This is a genomic window from Pannonibacter sp. I15F10I1, from assembly GCF_900185665.1.
Taxonomy (GTDB): domain Bacteria; phylum Pseudomonadota; class Alphaproteobacteria; order Rhizobiales; family Stappiaceae; genus Pannonibacter; species Pannonibacter indicus.
In genome coordinates, this window is sequence record NZ_FYAN01000007.1 from 18854 (window position 1) to 37641 (window position 18788).

The window sequence follows — 18788 nt, forward strand, 5'->3', positions numbered from 1 at the left end:
TGTGCTGTTTCTGACGGTCCTGTTCAATTGCTCTGCCGCAGCGCCTCGTGCAGGGGGAGGCGGGCTGCGGCCAGCGCGGGGAGGGCGCCGCCTGCAAGACCGAGGGCGAGGCCGAGCAGGCTGCAGGTGAGCATCACGTGGCTATCGACGGAAAGTTCAAAGGCAAGGCGGGTGTTGCTGCCAGCGGACGTGCTGGCCTGCCAGCCGTTGAAGGCAAGCCATGAGCCGAAGACGCCGATGGCGGTGCCGAGCCCCGCAAGACAGATGGCCTCGATCCAGACCGCAAGAAAGGCGGGCAGACGGGCAAAACCGAGGGCCCGCAGCGTGGCGATTTCGCCGGAGCGGCTGGAGACGGCGCTGAACATGGTGTTGAGGACGCCTGCCGCCGCCCCTAGCGCCATCAGCCCGGCAACTGGCCAGCCAAACAGGCGGATGAGATCTGCCGTGCGGGCCGACTGGCCGGAATAGAGCTGTGCTTCGGAGATGGCTGTGAGGGCTGGTCCGGGCAGGGAAGAGAGTTTCTCCTGCAAAGGTGCGAGATCGCCCGGCTCAGTCAGCCGAAGCCGCAGGCTCTGGACCTCTCCCGGGCGGTTGAAGGCGGCCTGCACGGCTTCAAGGCTGGTCCAGAGTTCCGATTCAAAGGCACTGCCGCCTGCGCTGAACAGTCCGGTGACGGTCCATTCCATGCCGGACAGCCTGATCTTGCTGCCCGGTGCAAGACCGGACATGCTGCGGGCGAGACTTTCGCCCGCCACCAGTTCCCGCGCGCTGGGCGAGAACATCCGCCCTGCGGTCAGCCTCACATCCGGCCGGACTGGAAGGCCTTCAACATCCATACCGCGCAGGGCAAGGGTGGCTTCCTGGCCGTCCGGCCGCGTCAGGCTGGCGGGCATGACCAGTTCGCGGGAGACAAGCGGGACACTGGATGGTGTCTTGCGGATGCCGAAATCATCCCGCGACGCGAGCAGCGTACGGATGGCACCGGCGGAGATGCTGGAGCCGGTCTCCTGCACCTGCGTGCCGCCGAGAACCACGGCGGTGAGGGGGGAGCCGGTGCCCTGGAGCGTTTTCTTGAAACCGGCTGCCATGGCGAGAAAGCCTGCCAGGACACTGACAGCAAGCGCAGCGGAGAGCACCATGGAGAGGGCGAGCGCTGCCCGGCGCGGCAGGCTGAGAAGGCTGCTGCGCAAGAGGGCATGTGTCTGACGGAAGAGGGAAGCTGCGGCGGACATGGGTTACCTCGTGCGGAAGGCAGCAATGACGGGAATGCGCATGGCGCTCCAGGCGGGAAGAAGGCCGGTGAGCAGGGCAAGACCTGCCATGAGCAGCAAGGCTTCGCCGATGACCGGACCGGTGAGCGCCAGCCCCAGAACGGGCGGGCCGAACATGGCGGCAAGGCCGGTGAGGCCGAGGCCAATGGCGCCGCCAAGGGCAAAGATGAAGCCTGTCTCGCCAAGGATCAGCAGGGCGATGCGCGAAGGCGGAACTCCAAGGGCCTTCAGCACCCCGGTCTCAAAGCGCCTTTCCCGCACGGCAAAGACCATGGTGTTAGTGATGATCATCAACAGGGTGATGAAGGCCGCCGAAGTGACGAGGCTGGTGATCAGCTTCACATCAGCAAACTGGCGCAGGAAGGCTTCGAGAAACTGCTTTTCCGATTGGGTTCGGGTTGGCGCAGGCGAGTTGGCGAATTGCGCGTCCATCGCGGCGGCCAGCGCGCTGGCGCTGGTGCCCGGTTTGGGGCGGATGGCGAAGACATCGGCGGTATCGGTGCCGCTGGCACGCAGGGCGTTGATGTAATCGTACCGGGCAATCGCAAAATAGGTGTCGGTGCTGGCCGACGCGCCGTCGAAGATGCCTGCAATGCGGAAGCGCCAGACCCGGCTGCCGTCCTTCTGCGCCATGGTGAAGGCGGTGACGGTAACACTGTCTCCCACCGTCCAGCCCTGCGCCTGCGCCAGAGCGCGGCCTGCCAGAAGTGTGTCGCGGCTTCCGGTCAGGCTGGCGATGAGGGCAGGCGTCAGCTCCAGCTCCGGCCCATTGACGGCGGCAGCGCGGGCAGGATCCACTGCCGCGACCGCGATGACATTGGTTTCCCGGTCCAGAAAGCCGCGCAGACGCGCCACATGGGAAACGGCGGCAACGCCTGGCTCGGCCTCCAGACGGGGCAGATATGAGAGCGGCAGCGGCTGGGCGGGACCGGCGGCGGACATGACGCCGAGGAGATCGTCACTCGAGGCCGAGCTGCCTTGAGAGCCCGCCAGAAAGCTGGCAGTGAGACCATGGATGAGGAAGGCGATGGCTACACTGAAGACGAGCAGGGCAAGCCGCAGCGGCTTGCGGGCGGCGTTCTTGCGGGCAAGGCGGAGCCAGGTCATGACGCGGCCCTCCGCTCTTCAAGGAAGCTGCCCTTGTCGAGATGCAGGGTTCGCCTTGCGCTGGCGGCGGCAAGAGGATCATGGGTGACCATGAGGATGGTCTTGCCCAGTTCCGCATTCAGGACGCGCAGCATGGCCAGAATGTCATCTGCGGACTTGCGGTCGAGGTCGCCGGTGGGCTCGTCGCAGAGGATCAGCTCCGGATCGGAGACGATGGCACGGGCAATGCCGGTACGCTGCTGCTGGCCGCCGGAAAGCTGGGAGGGCCGGTGGCGGGCGTGGCCGGACAGGCCCACGAGCTCCAGCACCGTCATCACCCGCTCGCGCCGCATGCGGGCAGAGAGCGGTTTCAGCAGCAAGGGCAGCTCCACATTCTCCGCCACCGTCAGCATGGGCAGCAGATTGTAGAACTGGAAGACGATGCCGAGGTGATGCGCCCGCCAGCTGGTGCGGGCGGCTTCGCCCATCTGGTCCAGCCGGGCCCGGCCAATGCGGATTTCTCCCCGGTCCGGATGGTCTATTCCCGCCAGAAGGTTGAGCAAGGTGGACTTGCCGGAGCCGGAGGGGCCCATGATCGCGGCAAAATCCCCTCTCGGAAAGGTAAGGTTCAGGCCGGAGAAAACCGGCAATGTGCTGCCGCCTGCGGGGTAGGATTTTTCAAGGCCCTGAAGGCTTATGAAAGCGGCGTCTTCCTGTGGTGCGGGCTGGGTCATCGGGGCGTTGCTCCGGCTGTCTGTGTGGTGGAGGGAAGGCTGATGCGGATGCGCGCGGCCATGCCGGGGCGCAGGGGCACCGGTGGATCGAGCGGGGTGAAACGCAGGCTGAAGGTGCCCTTGGCCGGGTTCGCCTCGGGCGCGGCCAGCGTCAGGCGCACGGGGAAGGGCGCGCCGGGGGCGGCATCCAGCTCTGCCTCAGCCTCAAGGCCGGACGTGAGACGGGCGATGCTGCGCTCGGCCACATCCGCCTCGATGACAAGGCTGTCCATGCGGGTGAGGGTGAGCAGGCTCTCCGCCTCACGGATGCTGTCAGAGCGGTCGAGGACCATGGCGCCGGGGCGGGCATTCAGCTGCGTGACCGTTCCGGCAAAAGGCGCGCGGATGGTGAGGGCTTCCACCCTTTCGGCAGCGATGGCGGCAGATATCCGGGCTTCCTCAATGGCCGCACTGGCCAGATCAACGCTGCTGGCGGCTGTCCGGGCGGTGGTGGCGGCGTTTTCCAGTGCGCTTTGGGACAGGCTGCCACGGGCCGCAAGTGCTTCGGCGCGGCGAAGATCTGCATTCGCCTGGGAGAGGGTAATCTGGCGTGCTGTCAGCGTCAGCTCCGCCGTTCGCAGCCGTGCGTGTGCCTGATCCAGGGCAAGACGGGCGGCGGGGTCGGCGAGCACGGCCAGGACATCCCCGGCCCGGACTTCGGACCCGAGCGTGACGTTGACGCTTTCGATCCGCCCCTCGTAGCGGGCAAAGACCGGGACGGATTGCAGGGCAATGACATGGCCCGAGCCGGTGATCTCCCGCGACAGGGGAGCCGGTGGGAGAGGTGGCGGTATGGCCGCCTGCTGCTGCGCAACCGCGGTTGCGGCAGGGATTGAGGCCGTGCCGGTGAGGGCGGCCGCTCCGATGGCAAGGGCGGCGCTAAGGCCGGTCAGCAGAAGCCATGTGGGGGAAAGACGTGGCTTGTGCTGCGGCTGTTCCGTGCCGGGCGCGGGATCGGGGAGGGAGAGAGACCGCAGCGTCCCGGCGAGCTGGCGGTTCTGGTCTGTCAGGCTGGTCATGCAGCCAGACTGGCGCCGTCAGGCCATCGGCTCGACCTTGATCATGATCCGGGAGGGCGCAGATCGTGATCGAGGACCTGATAGGAGAGTTTCAGGCTGCGCCGGACTTCTGCTGGCGCCACTCCACCGGGCTCAGGCCGGTCACGCGGCGGAATTCACGGTTGAAGTTGGATTTGGTCTGGAATCCGGCCTCGAACATGATGGCGGTCACAGGCTTGTCCGTGCTTTGGAGAAGCTGGCAGGCCTCTGTGATGCGGAACTCGTTGACATATTGCGAGACGTTCTTGCCGGTGGTGCGGTTGATCGCGCCGGAGATCTGCCGGGCGGGAATGCCGGCGCGCCGGGCGAGCCGGTCCAGAGTGAGATTGGCGTCCCGGTAAAGCATGCGGGCCTGCATCAGGGCTTCGATGCTTGCCATCACGTCACGGTCGGCAGCGGCGCTGTCTGCGGCGGGTTCTGCCGCTTCTGGAACCTGGGCTTCATCCGGAAGACCCCTGTCTGCTGTGGAGGATTCAACCGGCGTGCTGCTGGCCGCAGAAGCTGCGATGGCGAGAACGATGAGCACGCCGACGTTGCCGCCGGTGATGACGCCAAGCGCATGACGGCCATCAAGCCAGACGAAATCCAGGGCAAGGTAGATATCCACCAGTGCGGACAGGATCAGTCCGGCGGCGGCAAAGAGAATGGCCTTGTGGGCGCGGGACGCATCCTCGAAGGCGGCAAGCCGCAGGGCATCCGTGCCCTGGCGCATGAGCCGCAGGATCGCGGCCGCATAGCCGAGAAAGATGGTCACCAGCGTAACATCGATGGCCTCGGGCAGGACGGCGAGCATCAGTGCCACAAGCACCGCCGGGGCGCTGTGCAGGGCAAGGCGCTGGAAGAGGGACAGCGTGCTCCGGCGCACCAGCCGGGCGACGCCGCAATAAGCCAGCGGCGGCACCAGCGCGGCCGTAACTGGCAGGACATGCATGATGGCAGTGATGCCATAGCCCCAGCGCAGGCCAATCAGCACCGATTGCACGGCCGCTAGAAGGATCAGGGCGAGGAACGGAATGTTGCGGCCTTCCCCTCCGGACTGGCGCAGCGATCCGGCGAAGAGCATCAGCAGCATCATGGCTGCAGCAAAGGGGAAGGGAATGAAGAGCATGGAGGGGATCACGCGGGGCCAGCAGAACCCGCACTATGCCCGCCCCGGCCGGTAAATTCGACCTGAAACACGTTTGAGGACGAAAGGTTTCAGGGGCAATCGGCACCGCCCCGGCGATTGATCGGGGCGGTGCGGATGTTTCCTCAGGCCTTGCCGGTCAGCATGAGGGCGAAGGCCTGGACGAGGGCAACTTCCTTGAGGCGGTCGAAGCGGCCGGAGGCGCCGCCGTGGCCGGCGTCCATGTTGGTCTTCAGCATCAGCAGGCTGTCACCGGTCTTGCGCTCGCGCAGGCGCGCAACCCACTTGGCCGGTTCCCAATAGGTGACGCGCGGGTCCGTCAGGCCGCCGACGGCGAGGATGGCCGGATAGTCCTTCGCCGCCACGTTGTCATAGGGCGAGTAGGAGGCGATCAGGTCATAGGCCTCGCGCGAGGCAATGGGGTTGCCCCATTCCGGCCACTCCGGCGGGGTGAGGGGCAGGGTGTCGTCGAGCATGGTGTTCAGCACATCGACGAAGGGCACCTCGGCGATGATGCCGCCGAACTTCTCCGGTGCCATGTTGGCGACCGCGCCCATCAGCATGCCGCCGGCAGAGCCACCCTGCGCGACGATGCGGTCATGGGCGGTGAAGCCCTCCTTCACCAGATGCACCGCTGCGGCGATGAAATCGGTGAAGGTGCTGGTCTTGAACTCGCGGCGGCCCTTCTTGTACCAGGCGTAGCCCTTGTCCTTGCCGCCGCGGATGTGGGCGATGGCATAGACGAAGCCCCGGTCCACCAGCGACAGGCTGGTGGTGCTGAAGCTGGCCGGGATGGAGATGCCGTAGGAGCCATAGCCATAGAGCAGGCAGGGCGCGGAGCCATCCAGCGGCGTGTCCTTGCGGTAGAGGATCGACACCGGGACCAACTCCCCATCCGGGGCCGGGGCCATCAGGCGGCGGGTGATGTAGTCATCCGGATTGTGGCCGGAGGGCACTTCCTGCTCCTTGCGCAGGGTGCGCTGGCGCGTTTCCACGTCATAGTCATAGACCCGAGCGGGCGTGGTCATGGACGAGTAGGTGAAGCGGATGATGTTCGTGTCGAACTCGTAGCCATCGGCAAGACCCAGCGAATAGGCTTCCTCGGCAAAGGCAATCGGGTGTTCGAGGTGGTCCGCCAGCCGGTGGATGATGATGCGCGGCAGACCCTCGGCCCGTTCCAGCCGCACCATGAAGTCCTTGTAGAGCGTGTGGGACAGGATCAGACGGCCAGCTTCATGCGGGATGAAGTCGCGCCAGTTTTCCCGGCCAGGCGTCTCCACCGGAGCGGTGACGATCTTGAAGTCCTCGGCGTCATCCGCATTGGTGAGGATGTAGAAGGTGCCGCCGTTTTCCTCGAGCGAGTATTCGATGCCCGTGTCGCGCGCCGCGATGAGACGCGGGGCGGCAAGAGGCTGATCTGCCGGGATGACGTGGACTTCCGAGGTTTCATGGTCGTGGATGTCGATCAGGATATGGCTGTCGGATTGGGTCTTGCCGACGCCCATGAAGAAACCGGCATCCTCTTCCTCGAAAACCAGCACATCAGCGGATGGATCAGTGCCGATCTCGTGGCGGAAGAGCTTGGACGGGCGGTGGTTGGCATCAAGGCGCACGTAGAAGAGATAGCGTCCGCAGGCGGAGAAGACGCCGCCGCCAGCGGTGTCCTCGATCCGGGTGGGCAGGTCCTTGCCGGTGGTGAGGTCGCGGATGAGCAGGGTGAAGAACTCCGAGCCCTTGTCGTCAAAGGCCCAGGCCAGCCGGTCATGGGCGGGGGAATGCATGGCACCGGCCATGCGGAAATAGGCCTTGCCTTCGGCTTCCTTGTCGCCATCGACGAGGATCTCCTGCGCGCCGCCACCAAGAGGCGAGCGGACAAGGCGCGGATGCTGGCCGCCGGTGACGTAGCTGACGCCATATTCGAACGGGCCGTCCGGCATCGGCACGGAACTGTCGTCTTCCTTGATCCGGCCTTTCATCTCGGCAAAGAGCTTGTCCTGAAGCTCTTTCGTGGGGGCCATGACCGTTTCCAGATAGGCGTTTTCCGCCTCCAGATAGGCGCGGATATCCGGCGCCAGCACGGACGGATCACGCATCACGTCCTGCCAGTTTTCGGCCCTCAGCCAGGCGTATTCGTCCTGGCGGGTGATGCCGTGAGCTTCGAGGGTGAGCGGGCGCGCTTCGGCGCGGGGGGGAAGTGTCTGTGTCATGGCGGGGAGGTAGGGTTTTTCCGGAAAGGAAGCAAGGGCGGGAACCGAATTCCAACCTTACCGCATGGCTGAACCGGCCGCAGCATCTTCGCTGCCGGGTTCACAGTGATTTCAGCACGCGCGCCGCGTGAACCGGCTTGCAAGGCGCGGCGTATCTGGCAGCATCAGGATCTGGTTCAAAGGGGGACGGGGCTGATGGAGCGCATTACCAAGCTTGCCCGTATTTCCGTGACGCGGGCCTGGGGCTTTTGCGGTCTCGCCATCCTGATGGTGATGATGGGCACGGCCTCGCATCCACCCTACTGCTTCACCTTCGGAGCGCTGGGCTGCGGCATCACAGGGCTGGTGATGGCTTGGTATGGCCTGACCTATCATCACCGGCGCCGGGTGGAGGATACGGAAGTGTGGATGCTTCTTGCCCCCGAAGACCGTCCGGCCAAGGCGGTTGCCCTGCCGCTCATTGCGACGGCCATGCGCGATGAGCTTCTGGAAAAGGCCTGGTACTCGGCGCGGCTCTGCGGGCTGTTTCTGGTGTTGGCCGGAGCGCTTCAAGGCGTGCGGCTGGTTCTGGGGCCGGCGGGGTGAAGTCGGCGGCCCCAGAGTGGAGTGAAGCGGGTATTTGAAAGAAGTCTCAGGCCTTGCCGGATTTTTCCAGCCGGGCGATGAGGCTGGAGGTGTCCCAGCGGTTGCCACCCATGTCCTGCACTTCGCCGTAGAACTGATCCACCAGCGCGGTGACCGGCAGGCGGGCGCCGGTCTCACGTGCGGTGTCGAGCACTATGCCGAGATCCTTGCGCATCCAGTCCACGGCAAAGCCGAAGTCGAACTTGCCGTTCAGCATGGTCTCCCAGCGGTTCTCCATCTGCCAGGACTGGGCCGCACCGCCCCGGATGGCGGCAATGACGGCCGGAACGTCGAGGTCTGCCTTCTTGGCGAAGTGGATGGCTTCGGCAAGGCCCTGCACCAGACCGGCGATGCAGATCTGGTTGACCATCTTGGTGAGCTGGCCGGCACCCGGCGCGCCCATCAGGCCCACGAACTTGGCAAAGCACTCGATCATGGGCTTGGCCGCGTTGAAGTCTGCCTCCTCACCGCCGCACATGACGGTAAGGATGCCCTTTTCTGCACCCGCCTGTCCGCCGGAAACGGGGGCATCGACAAAGCCGCAGCCGGCGGCCCTGGCAGCGGCGTGAAGCTCACGTGCAACTTCTGCAGAGGCGGTGGTGTGGTCGATGAAGATGGCGCCCTTCTTCATGCCGTGGAAGGCGCCGTCCGGGCCGGTGGTGACAGCGCGCAGATCGTCGTCATTGCCGACGCAGGCGAGAACGAAGTCGCAGCCTTCTGCCGCCTCACGCGGGGTGGCGGCAGACTTGCCGCCGTGTTCAGCCACCCACTTGTCTGCCTTGGCCGCAGTGCGGTTATAGACGGTGACCTCGTGGCCGCCGCGCGAGGCAAGGTAGCCGGCCATGGGATAGCCCATGACGCCCAGACCAATGAATGCAACTTTTGCCATGCCAGAACTCCCGGGAAGCGGACTGTTGCGTTTTGCTCGCACAGCCGCGCGCCGGGTGCAACGGCTAATCGGCCCAATGACGCTACTTGCCGTGACGCAGATGGCGGGTCAGGCGCTGCTCCATCAGGTCCCAGGCGCGGCGGATGAGTTCTACCGCGATGAGATAGGCAACCGCCGCCCAGATATAGGCCTGAAAGTCGAAACTGCGGGAAAACGCCCGGTTAGCCTCGCCCATGATGTCGTAGATGGTGACGATGGAGGAAATTGCGGAACCCTTGAGCAGCAGGATGATCTCGTTGCCATAGGGACGCAGGGCCACGATCAGCGCCTGCGGCAGGATGACCTTGAAGAAGGTCACGCCACGGGAAAGCCCGAGCGAGAAGGCGCCCTCCCACTGGCCCTTCGGCATGGACTGGACGGCGCCGCGCAGGATCTCGGCCTGATAGGCGGCGGTGTTGAGCGCGAAGGTCAGGAGCACGCAGTTCCAGGCGTCACGGAAGAACCACCACAGGCCGACCGTGTCCAGGGCGCTGCGGAAGGAGCCAAGGCCGTAATAGATCAGGAAAACCTGCGCCAGCAGCGGGGTGCCGCGGAAGAAATAGACATAGGCATTGCCGAGTGACCGGACGGCTGAGTTCTTTGCGGAACAGGCCAGAGCCAGCGGCACGGAAAGCGCGGCGCCAATGAGGAAGGAGTAGATCGTCAGCTTCAGCGTCACCACCGCGCCGGTGACATATTTGGGCAGATACTGGCTGGCGAAGGTGCTGAAGAGGTTCTGGCCGAGGTAAAGGGCGAGACCAATGCCGCTGACGATCCAGAAGGCCATGAGCACATGGCCGGTGATGCGTGCGGCCGTCCAGGGGCGCCGGGCGGGCAGGGGCGGGCGGCTGATGGCGGGGGCGGCGGTCTGGCTCATCGGGCCATCTCCGCGCGCTTGGCCCAGCCTTCGGTGCGGCGCAGGACCAGGGAAGACAGGATCGCCAGCATCAGATAGATGAGGCAGGCAAGACTGTAGAAGAAGAAGGCTTCCTTGGTGTTGCGGGCGGCAATGCCGGTCTGGCGCATCACATCGACAAGACCCACGGCAGACACGAGCGATGTTTCCTTGAGAAGGATCAGCCAGAGATTGGTCAGGCCCGGCAGGGCAAGGCGGATCAGTTGCGGCATGACCACGAGGCGGAAGGTCTGGAAACGGCTGAGGCCAAGCGCCTTGCCGCCCTCATACTGGCCCTGCGGGATGCCGAGGAAGGCGGAGTGGAACACTTCGCTGGAATAGGCAGAGAACACCAGCGCCAGCGCGATCATGCCGGCGAGGAAGCTGTTCACCTCGATGGAGATGCCATAACCCATGCGCTCGGACAGGGTTTTGATGGCGATCTGGAAGCCGAAATAGACGAGGAACAGCGTCAGCAGCTCCGGCAGACCACGGAAAATCGTGGTGTAGATCGTGCTGGCAAGCTGCAGGGACGGCTCGGGCGATTTCTTGCCCAGGGCAATGATGAAGCCCAGCACCAGCCCGAAGGGCAGGGTGGACAATGCAAGGCTGACCGTGATGAACAGGCCGCCGAGAAGTTCATCACCCCATCCTGTGGGGCCGAATGCAAGAAGTTCCAGATATTTGTCCATCAGCTGCCCGGACCCTGCGCCTCAGGGGCACATGCCCCTGATCCTGGCTTTGCCGGACATGCCATGCTGTCAGGGGATGGACCGGCAGCGCCGGCCAATCCTGCCCGCGCTTTCCAGCCTGTACCTGCATCCGGCGTTCCGGCCACCTGTCTGAAGCGGTGCGGGCAGGGGATCGCCTGCCCGCCCGTGCCTCATCAATCGCCGTAAACGTCGAACTCGAAGTACTTGTCGTTGATTTCCTTGTACTTGCCGTTCGCGCGGATGGCGGCAATGGCAGCGTTCAGCTTTTCCTTGAGCTCCTGGTCTTCCTTGCGGATGGCAATGCCGGCGCCTTCGCCGTTGATCACCGGGTCCGGCTTCAGGGTGCCGAGGATCTTGCAGCAGGCGCCGTCTTCGCTCTTCACCCATTCCGAGAGCACGACAACGTCGTCAATCACGCCGTCGATGCGGCCGTTGACGAGGTCGAGCTTGTACTCGTCGGACGTCGGATAGAGCTTCAGATCGGTCGAAGGAAGCTTCTCTTCCGCATAGTTGGAGTGGGTGGTGGAGCTCTGCGCACCGATGGCCTTGCCAGCGAGGGCCGCATCGGTGGCTTCCGTCAGCGGGCTGTCCTTCGGCACGGCAATCGCCGGGGGGGTGTTGTAGTACTTGTTGGTGAAGTCGACCTGCTGCTTGCGCTCTTCGGTGATCGACATGGAGGCAATGATGGTGTCGAACTTGCCCGCCTGCAGCGCCGGGATGATGCCGTTCCAGTCAGAGGTGATGAATTCACACTCGACCTTCATTTCCTCGCAAAGCGCCTTGGCAATGTCGATGTCGAAGCCCGTCAGCTGACCATCGGAGCCCAGCACGTTGAACGGAGGATAGGCGCCCTCCGTGCCCATGCGGATCTTGCTCCAGTCCTTCGCCTCGGCTGCACCGAATGCGGCGACGGACAGGATTGCAGCTGCGGCAATCGTCTTGATACCCATGTAACTTACCCCTCGCGCCTTTTGTCGCGGCAGCAGGCCGCTGGCGGCTGCTGTGCCTCAGGTTGCTTGTTCTTTCATTCATCCAGGCACCGGTCCGCAGCACTTCAGCAAGCGGCAGACCCGGCGCCCATTGTATGAACATATCCCGGCAGAAACCGCTCGCCCAGATGAAAAAACATGCTGGCACAGAAGATGTGCACTGACATTTTTGCCGGTATTCACCCCATGACGCAGCGTCCGGCTGAGGCTGCAGGGCGCGACATCATGCCAGAAAGCTGCTGAAGGGAAGAAAACACACCGCATCGCCCCTGTGGATGGCCGCCGTTTCTTCCGGAATTTCGATGAGGCCGTCCGCCTCTCTGAGGCTTGAAATCAGCCCGGAGCCGGAGCGGGGATAAAGCTCTGCATGCACGGAGCCATCGGGATGTGTGACAAGACGTCCGCGGCTGAACTCCCGCCGCCCGGTCTTGCGCCGGGGCAGGTCGAAGGCGGCCTGCACCTGAAAACCCTGGACTGGGGCGGCCGCCATTCCGGCACGGCGCAGCAGCAGGGGGCGGGCATAGAGCAGGAAGGAGACCATCGCCGCCACGGGGTTGCCGGGCAGGCCGATGATCAGGCAGTCTCCGGCCCGGCCCGTGATCAGCCTGCGGCCCGGCTTGATGGCAAGGTCGAAGACCTGTGCTTCACCAATGCGCTCCAGCACGGCCAGAAGGTGATCTTCCTCTCCGTGGCTGGCCCCGCCGCTGGTAAGAATGACGTCGCAGCGGCCCGATGCCTCAGACAGGGCAAGCTGCAGGGCATCGCGCCGGTCCGGGCAGATGCCGAGATCGGTGATGTCTGCCGGGCAGCTTTCCAGCAGCGATGTCAGCAGGAAATGATTGGCATCATAGAGCCCGCCCGCGCCAAGGGGAGTGCCGGGACGGACGAGTTCATCGCCGGTCGAGATCACACCGGCACGGATCCGGTTGAACACCGGGACCTGGGCGGTGCCTGTCGAGGCGATGGCGGCAAGGTCCTGGGCCCGCAGCCGGTGGCCTTGCACAAGGATCTGCGTGCCTGCCGCGAGGTCTTCCCCCGCCAGCCGCCGGTTGGCGCCCTTGGGCAGACCTGCGGGAATGACAACAACACTCTGGCCGCCGCTGGTCTCAAGGCGGCAGTCTTCCTGCATGGCCACCGTGTCGGCACCTTCCGGCATCACGCCGCCGGTGAAGATGCGGGCGGCGGCCCATGGGGCCTGCGCCTGCACGGCCGGGTGGCCTGCGGGAATGCGCGTTTCCAGCCGGAAGAAGCCACCGCAGGGGTCGAAGTCCTGATGGCGGAAGGCGTAGCCATCCACGGCGGAGGTGTCGTGCTGCGGCACATTGCGCGGCGCCGTGACGGGCGCTGCCAGAATGCGGCCGCGCCCTTCGCCGAGGCTGATGGTTTCATGGCCGGGCGCAGGTAGAGGCAGGCGTGCGAGCAGGTCCAGCGCCTCGTCATGGAGCAGGCGCGTGTCATCCGCGCCGAAACAATCCTCACCCCGCATCCGCTTTTCCCGCTATCCTTCTGCCGCCCGTGTGCGGCCGTCCCGAACATTCCCTGCTTTGCGCCTGCGTGCAAGCCGCATCAGGATCATGCGTCAAGAGGTCAGGTGTAGCTGAGGCCCGCTCCCTCCCGCGCGGCAAGGATCCGTTGGGCTTCGGCGAGATCTTCCGGCGTGTTGATGTTGAAGAAGGGGTCTGTGCCATCCTCATCGAGCGGAAAATCCACCTCGATAGCACCGCATTCGCTCAGGAACTGGCCCACGCGGGCGTTGCCGGCTGCCACCCAGTCCTGCAAGCGCGGCAGCAGCGAAACGGGCCAGCAGGCGAACAGCGGATGCCTGCGGCCATCAGACACCGCTATGCCCGGGGTGCCGGGGCCGCTGGCTGCGGTCAGCCGCTCAACCAGTGTTTCAGGGAAGAAGGGGCCATCACAAGGAACACTCACCAGATGATTGCACTCCGGATAGTTTTCCCTTGCGTAAAGCATTGCCGTAATAATACCGACCAATGGCCCGCCGCGCCCCGGCTGAAAATCACGGGCGACCGGTAGCTTCAGAGTTTCAGGCAAATAGCCGGGATCGTTATTGATAATTATAACAGTCTCGACTTGTTTCTGAAGCCTTGCCGCCACATGCGAGATCAGTGGAAGTTCCGTAAGTGGAATTGATGGCTTGTGACCACCTTTCATCCGGGATCCGGCGCCTCCTGCAATAATAAAGCCGATGATCATCGTGGCCTCTAACTTTCCCGTGTTTGAGCTGGCCGTTTTGCAGCGCATTGTTGAACAGGCTTGTTAACTTCACCTAGAGATTTCACGACGTATTGTTGCGCAATCCAGAACAGGAGCTGTCATGTTTATCTCGACCGTTCGTGCGAAGCTTTTTGGCGGATTTGGCGCATCTGTTGCCGCCCTGCTTGTCGTATCGTACATCGGCTACAGTGGTTTGCAGACTGCTGCCACCTATTTCAGCCAATTCCGCGAAACGGCGAGGCAGAGCCTGACTGGTTATGAGGCGCAGGCCGCGCTGATGGAAGCCAGGCTCGCCATCTTGCGGTATCAGCTGGAGGAAACCGCGGACAGCGCGGCCCAGGTGAACGACCTGATCGGAAAGATCAGTTCGGGCGCATCGCAGATCGAGGAGGTTTTCGCCGGATCTCCCCTGCTGGCCGAACTTCGGGAACTGATCCAGCAGGTTGACGCCTATCAGGCCGCCTTTGATGAGTTGCGTGCGGTGAATGAGGAAGTCGCTCTCAGCCTGACCCAGGTGAAAGAAGGGGGCGACGCCTTCCGCGAGAATATGGCCGGTGTGATGCACAAGGCCATTGAGGAGCAGAATTACCTCGTTCTTGAAACCGTGGCCCCGGCGATGCAGGAATTTCTGCTGGCGCGGATCTATGTCGAGCGTTACGCGAGCAGCGGAAACGCGGACGACCTCTCTGAGGCCATGGACTATTACGATGAAGCGACTACGCTGCTTCAGCGGCTGCAGTTTGCCCAGAAGTCGCCGGAGCTGAACCGGCTTGTGGCGCCGCTGCCCGTGCAGATGGAAGATGTGATCAGCGAAGCGTCCTATCTGGAAATCGCCATTTCCAAGGCCGCGGACATTCGCGAGAACAAGCTCGAGATGCTGGGGCCGCTGATCATGTCCGGATATCAGGCGGCCGTCGACAAACTGATCGATGCGCAGAACGAAATGGGGCCGGTGGCCGAGGCCGGCATTGAAAACACGAGTTCGACGACGCTGACGCTGGCAAGCCTCTTCACGCTGGTGATGGCGGTCATTGCCCTGTTCCTGGGCACATCCATTTCCCGTGCCATCAACGCCATCACGGACTGCATGCGGGCCATTGCGGCAGGCGATCTGTCCATGAAGGTGTTCGGGGCGGGGCGTTCCGACGAAATCGGCGAGATGGCTGCGGCTGTTCAGGTTTTCCAGGCCAATGGCATTGAGAAAGAGCGGCTGGAGCGTGAGCAGGCCGCTGTCAAGGAGCAGCAGGAGGCCGAGCGCCGCAAGCTGATGAACGACCTGGCCGACAGCTTCGAACAGGCGGTGGGCGGCATTGTCGAGACAGTGTCCACCGCATCGCGGGAAATGCAGGCTGCGGCGAACACGCTGAGTGCCTCGGCAGAACAGACGTCGCATCAGTCGACGGCGGTTTCCGCCGCATCGGAAGAGGCTGCAGTCAATGTGCAGACGGTTGCAGCGGCCACCGAGCAGCTGGCAGCCTCTGTGCGCGAGATCGGCCGCCAGGCAGAGGAATCCTCGACCATGTCGCACCGGGCCGTCGGGGACACCCAGACCGCCAGCGAGCGCATCGCCTTCCTGTCTTCGGCCTCGCAGAAGATCGGCGACGTGCTGAGCATGATTTCGGACATCGCAGGCCAGACGAACCTGCTGGCGCTGAACGCCACCATCGAGGCGGCGCGCGCTGGTGAGGCCGGCAAGGGCTTTGCGGTCGTGGCAACGGAAGTGAAGGCTCTTGCCGAGCAGACGTCCCGCGCCACGCAGGAAATCTCCGGCCAGATTGCCGAGATCCAGGCGGCGACCAACGCGTCCGTTGACGCGATCCAGAATGTCGGAGACACGATCGCGCGGCTGAACGGCATTGCCGCAACCATCGCCGCTGCGGTGGAAGAGCAGAATGCGGCCGCGCTTGAGATTGCCCGCAACGTGCAGCAGGCCTCTGCGGGCACGGTGGAAGTCTCCTCCAACATCACCGGCGTCAGCCGTGCTGCCGAAGAGACGGGGGCAGCCGCTTCAGAGGTTCTGGGCTCCGCAGGCGGACTTGCCAGGGACGCGGAAACCCTCAAGGTCGAGGTCGCCCGCTTCATCGCACAGGTGCGCGCCGCGTAATGCCAAGGCTTTCGATGCTGACGCATCATGGCCTGAAGGACCCGGGTTCCGCAGGGGCTTGAGCCCTGCGTGAAACGTGACATCTATCAGACGCTGATATCAGACACAGCAAAGGCCGGGCAGCAATGTCCGGCCTTTTGCCGTTGGCTGCGTGCCAACGCCGGGGCAGTGGGCAGGCGATGCCTGGCGCGGCAGGCTTCCGAGGCGGCTGGCTGTTTAACACACCGGCCGTTCCAGGCGTTGTGTCATCTGCAACGTGCGGAGCGGAAGGGAGTTTTTACACTAGTTAAAATTAACGATAACTCTACGTCAGGTTTCGGCGGGCTCGTCACGTGAATACGGTTCGCGGTAACCTAGGATAACTTTCCTTCGTCAAAAGAAAAACTTCAATAAATCCGACGGGGCCGATTTAATTCCTGTGCTGTCTAGGGTGCGAGGCCGAAAAGATCAAGTTTTCCGTTAGATTTTTATCGATGCATGCCGGAGGAGTTGATCCGGTTCGAGTTGGGACAACCTTTCCGAGATGAATATGTGCGATTTGCATTCCGTAGAGTTTGTTCTATGTATTTTTTAAATATGGCTATTATTATTGCTCGTATATTGGAGTAAAATTCGCTTAATTTTTGCATTTTTTGTCTTAATTCTGCTGCTGAAAGTATGATTGTCATGTATTTTTAGATTTAAATCGTGGTGTTAACCATGTTTATATTGTTTTGGCGCAATCTGTAGAGGCCTGTTAACCGGGGGTTCTAATGCTAAATCTCACTGTGCGCTCCAAACTCTTCGGCGGCTTCGGTCTATCTGTCGCTGCACTCCTTGCGGTCTCCTGGCTCGGCTATAGTGGCCTGCAGACCGCCTCCAATTATTTCGATGACTACCGGGCAGCGGCCCGTCAGTCGCTTGTGATTTCTGAATCGGCCACGATCCTGACGGAGGCCCGCCTTGCGGTGGTCCGTTATGCTCTTGCTCCCAATGACACGGACGGGCAGCGAGCTGAAAAGCTGCTGTCGGATCTCAAGGCCAGCAAGGCCAAGGTCAGCCAGTTCTTTGCAGGCTCCCCGCAGCTTGCCGAGCTTCAGGCGCTTGAGAGCGATGTCGTTGCATATGAGCGGGCCTTTCTCGATTTCCGCACGTCCAATACCGCTGCTACGAATGCTCTTGAAGGATTGCGGAAAGAGGATGGGGAACTCCGGGCGCTTCTGACGGAAACCATCGAGAAGGCCATTGCCGAAGACAACAGTGTCGTGCTGGCTAACTCTGCGCGGGTCTTGCAGGAGTTCCTGCTCGCCCGGGTGTATATGGAGCGGTATGGGCTTGCCGCAAATCCGGCGGATCTGGCTCAGGCCCAGACCCGCTATGCGAATGTAGAGCCTCTCCTGAAGACGGTTACCTCGGCACAGCAGAGCTCTGGCTTGTCTCAGCTGACGGGCAGGCTTGTCGCGGAGTTCGAGCAGGTCAGGCAGCAGGCCAGGGACGTCGAGACCAATGTTGCGGCCCAGCAGGAGGCCCTGACAGCGCGGATCTTCAAGATCGGTCCGGCCATATCAACGGCCTATCAAACCGTCAGCAATGAAGTGATTGCAGTACAGAACGAAGTCGGCCCCAAGGCATCCGCCGGGATCGACAGCACCCTGTCCACGACGCTGACGCTGGCAAGCATCTTCACGCTGGTGATGACGGCGATTGCAGCCTTCCTCGGCATGTCCATCTCCCGGGCCATCTCTGCGATCACGGATTGCATGCGGGCCGTTGCGGCTGGCAACCTGACCATGAAGGTCTTCGGGTCGGGCCGCTCTGACGAGATTGGCGAGATGGCGGCGGCTGTCGAGGTGTTCCAGGCCAATGGCATCGAGAAGGAACGGCTTGAAAGTGAGCAGGCGGCGGTCAAGGGCCAGCAGGAGGCCGAGCGCCGCCGCATCATGAACGAGCTGGCTGACAGCTTCGAGCGTGCCGTGGGCGGGATCGTCGAGACCGTGTCGGCCGCCGCGCAGGAAATGCAGGCTGCTGCCAACACGCTGAGCGCTTCGGCAGAAGAAACGGCCCAGCAGTCCACCGCCGTGTCTGCGGCTTCCGAAGAAGCTGCTGCCAATGTGCAGACCGTGGCCTCGGCAACTGAGCAACTGGCGGCGTCAGTCAATGAAATCGGGCGCCGGGCTGAGGAGTCGTCCAGTATGTCCCAGCAGGCGGTTGGTGATACCCAGACCGCCAGCGAGCGGATTGCCTTCCTGTCTTCGGCTTCGCAGAAGATCGGCGATGTGCTGAACATGATCTCGGAGATTGCCGGCCAGACCAACCTGCTGGCGCTGAACGCCACCATAGAGGCGGCCCGTGCCGGTGAAGCCGGCCGTGGCTTTGCGGTGGTTGCTTCGGAAGTGAAGGCGCTGGCGGAACAGACCTCCCGCGCCACGCAGGAAATCTCAGGTCAGATCGCCGAGATTCAGTCTGCCACCAGCGCTTCGGTGGATGCAATCCAGAACGTCGGCGACACCATCGCCAAGCTGAACAGCATCGCCGCGACGATTGCCGCCGCGGTGGAAGAGCAGAACGCAGCCACTTCGGAAATTGCCCGCAATGTGCAACAGGCCTCTGCGGGCACGGTGGAAGTCTCCTCCAACATCACCGGTGTCAGCCGTGCGGCGGAAGAGACGGGCGCAGCCGCCTCGCAGGTCCTGGGCTCGGCCGGTGGCCTTGCGAAGGATGCAGATACGCTGAAGATGGAAGTTACGCGCTTCATCGCACAGGTGCGGGCAGCGTAAGCTTCAGGCAATCACGTTAAACA

Annotated in this window: 15 protein-coding genes; 3 read left to right on the forward strand and 12 right to left on the reverse strand. The window is 63.3% G+C overall.

Annotated features, from left to right (window positions below; translation table 11 throughout):
• Positions 1–23 precede the first annotated feature (23 nt).
• The 6 genes from IF10I1_RS04625 to IF10I1_RS04650 all read right to left on the reverse strand — a co-directional run bounded on the left by IF10I1_RS04625 (position 24) and on the right by IF10I1_RS04650 (position 7521).
• Positions 24–1232 carry an ABC transporter permease gene (locus IF10I1_RS04625; RefSeq protein ID WP_186415333.1) on the reverse strand — a complete coding sequence of 403 codons (1209 nt, stop codon included), beginning with the start codon at positions 1230–1232 and terminating at the stop codon, positions 24–26.
• Positions 1233–1235: 3 nt separating this feature from the next.
• Entirely contained in the window at positions 1236–2378 is a 1143-nt protein-coding gene (locus IF10I1_RS04630) for an ABC transporter permease (RefSeq protein WP_186415334.1), read from the reverse strand.
• The gene (locus IF10I1_RS04635; RefSeq protein WP_186393956.1) at positions 2375–3091 is read right to left on the reverse strand and encodes an ABC transporter ATP-binding protein; all 717 of its coding nucleotides are present in this window, start codon (positions 3089–3091) and stop codon (positions 2375–2377) included. The genes IF10I1_RS04630 and IF10I1_RS04635 overlap by 4 nt, the downstream gene beginning before the upstream one ends.
• Positions 3088–4149 (reverse strand): efflux RND transporter periplasmic adaptor subunit, encoded by a 1062-nt coding sequence (locus IF10I1_RS04640; protein WP_186393955.1) that lies wholly within the window; start codon positions 4147–4149, stop codon positions 3088–3090. Before IF10I1_RS04640 ends, IF10I1_RS04635 begins: the two co-directional genes overlap by 4 nt.
• A gap of 91 nt (positions 4150–4240) precedes the next feature.
• Entirely contained in the window at positions 4241–5296 is a 1056-nt protein-coding gene (locus IF10I1_RS04645; protein ID WP_186393954.1) for an AraC family transcriptional regulator, read from the reverse strand.
• A gap of 143 nt (positions 5297–5439) precedes the next feature.
• On the reverse strand, positions 5440–7521 hold the full coding sequence (locus IF10I1_RS04650) for a S9 family peptidase (RefSeq protein WP_186393953.1): 2082 nt from the start codon (positions 7519–7521) through the stop codon (positions 5440–5442).
• A 195-nt stretch (positions 7522–7716) separates the two neighbouring features.
• Here IF10I1_RS04650 and IF10I1_RS04655 point away from each other — a divergent pair, with 195 nt between their 5' ends.
• A complete protein-coding gene (locus IF10I1_RS04655; protein WP_050471076.1) occupies positions 7717–8106 on the forward strand; it encodes a hypothetical protein in 390 nt (129 codons plus the stop codon).
• Between the two features lie 46 nt (positions 8107–8152).
• Here the strand turns inward: IF10I1_RS04655 and IF10I1_RS04660 are convergent, their stop codons facing one another.
• The 6 genes from IF10I1_RS04660 to mobA all read right to left on the reverse strand — a co-directional run bounded on the left by IF10I1_RS04660 (position 8153) and on the right by mobA (position 13884).
• Complete coding sequence (locus IF10I1_RS04660) at positions 8153–9034, reverse strand: NAD(P)-dependent oxidoreductase (RefSeq protein WP_186393952.1); 882 nt, start codon at positions 9032–9034, stop codon at positions 8153–8155.
• An 82-nt stretch (positions 9035–9116) separates the two neighbouring features.
• On the reverse strand, positions 9117–9950 hold the full coding sequence (locus IF10I1_RS04665; RefSeq protein WP_186393951.1) for an ABC transporter permease: 834 nt from the start codon (positions 9948–9950) through the stop codon (positions 9117–9119).
• Complete coding sequence (locus IF10I1_RS04670; protein ID WP_050471079.1) at positions 9947–10660, reverse strand: ABC transporter permease; 714 nt, start codon at positions 10658–10660, stop codon at positions 9947–9949. Before IF10I1_RS04670 ends, IF10I1_RS04665 begins: the two co-directional genes overlap by 4 nt.
• 194 nt (positions 10661–10854) lie before the next feature.
• Positions 10855–11631 (reverse strand): ABC transporter substrate-binding protein, encoded by a 777-nt coding sequence (locus tag IF10I1_RS04675; RefSeq protein ID WP_050471080.1) that lies wholly within the window; start codon positions 11629–11631, stop codon positions 10855–10857.
• Between the two features lie 262 nt (positions 11632–11893).
• The gene (gene glp, locus IF10I1_RS04680; protein WP_186393950.1) at positions 11894–13156 is read right to left on the reverse strand and encodes a gephyrin-like molybdotransferase Glp; all 1263 of its coding nucleotides are present in this window, start codon (positions 13154–13156) and stop codon (positions 11894–11896) included.
• A gap of 101 nt (positions 13157–13257) precedes the next feature.
• Positions 13258–13884, reverse strand: coding sequence for a molybdenum cofactor guanylyltransferase MobA (mobA, locus tag IF10I1_RS04685; RefSeq protein WP_162936328.1), 627 nt, complete (start codon positions 13882–13884; stop codon positions 13258–13260).
• Between the two features lie 121 nt (positions 13885–14005).
• Here mobA and IF10I1_RS04690 point away from each other — a divergent pair, with 121 nt between their 5' ends.
• The gene (locus tag IF10I1_RS04690) at positions 14006–16009 is read left to right on the forward strand and encodes a methyl-accepting chemotaxis protein (RefSeq protein ID WP_186393949.1); all 2004 of its coding nucleotides are present in this window, start codon (positions 14006–14008) and stop codon (positions 16007–16009) included.
• Positions 16010–16761: 752 nt separating this feature from the next.
• Complete coding sequence (locus IF10I1_RS04695) at positions 16762–18765, forward strand: methyl-accepting chemotaxis protein (RefSeq protein WP_186393948.1); 2004 nt, start codon at positions 16762–16764, stop codon at positions 18763–18765.
• The last annotated feature ends 23 nt before the right edge of the window (positions 18766–18788 follow it).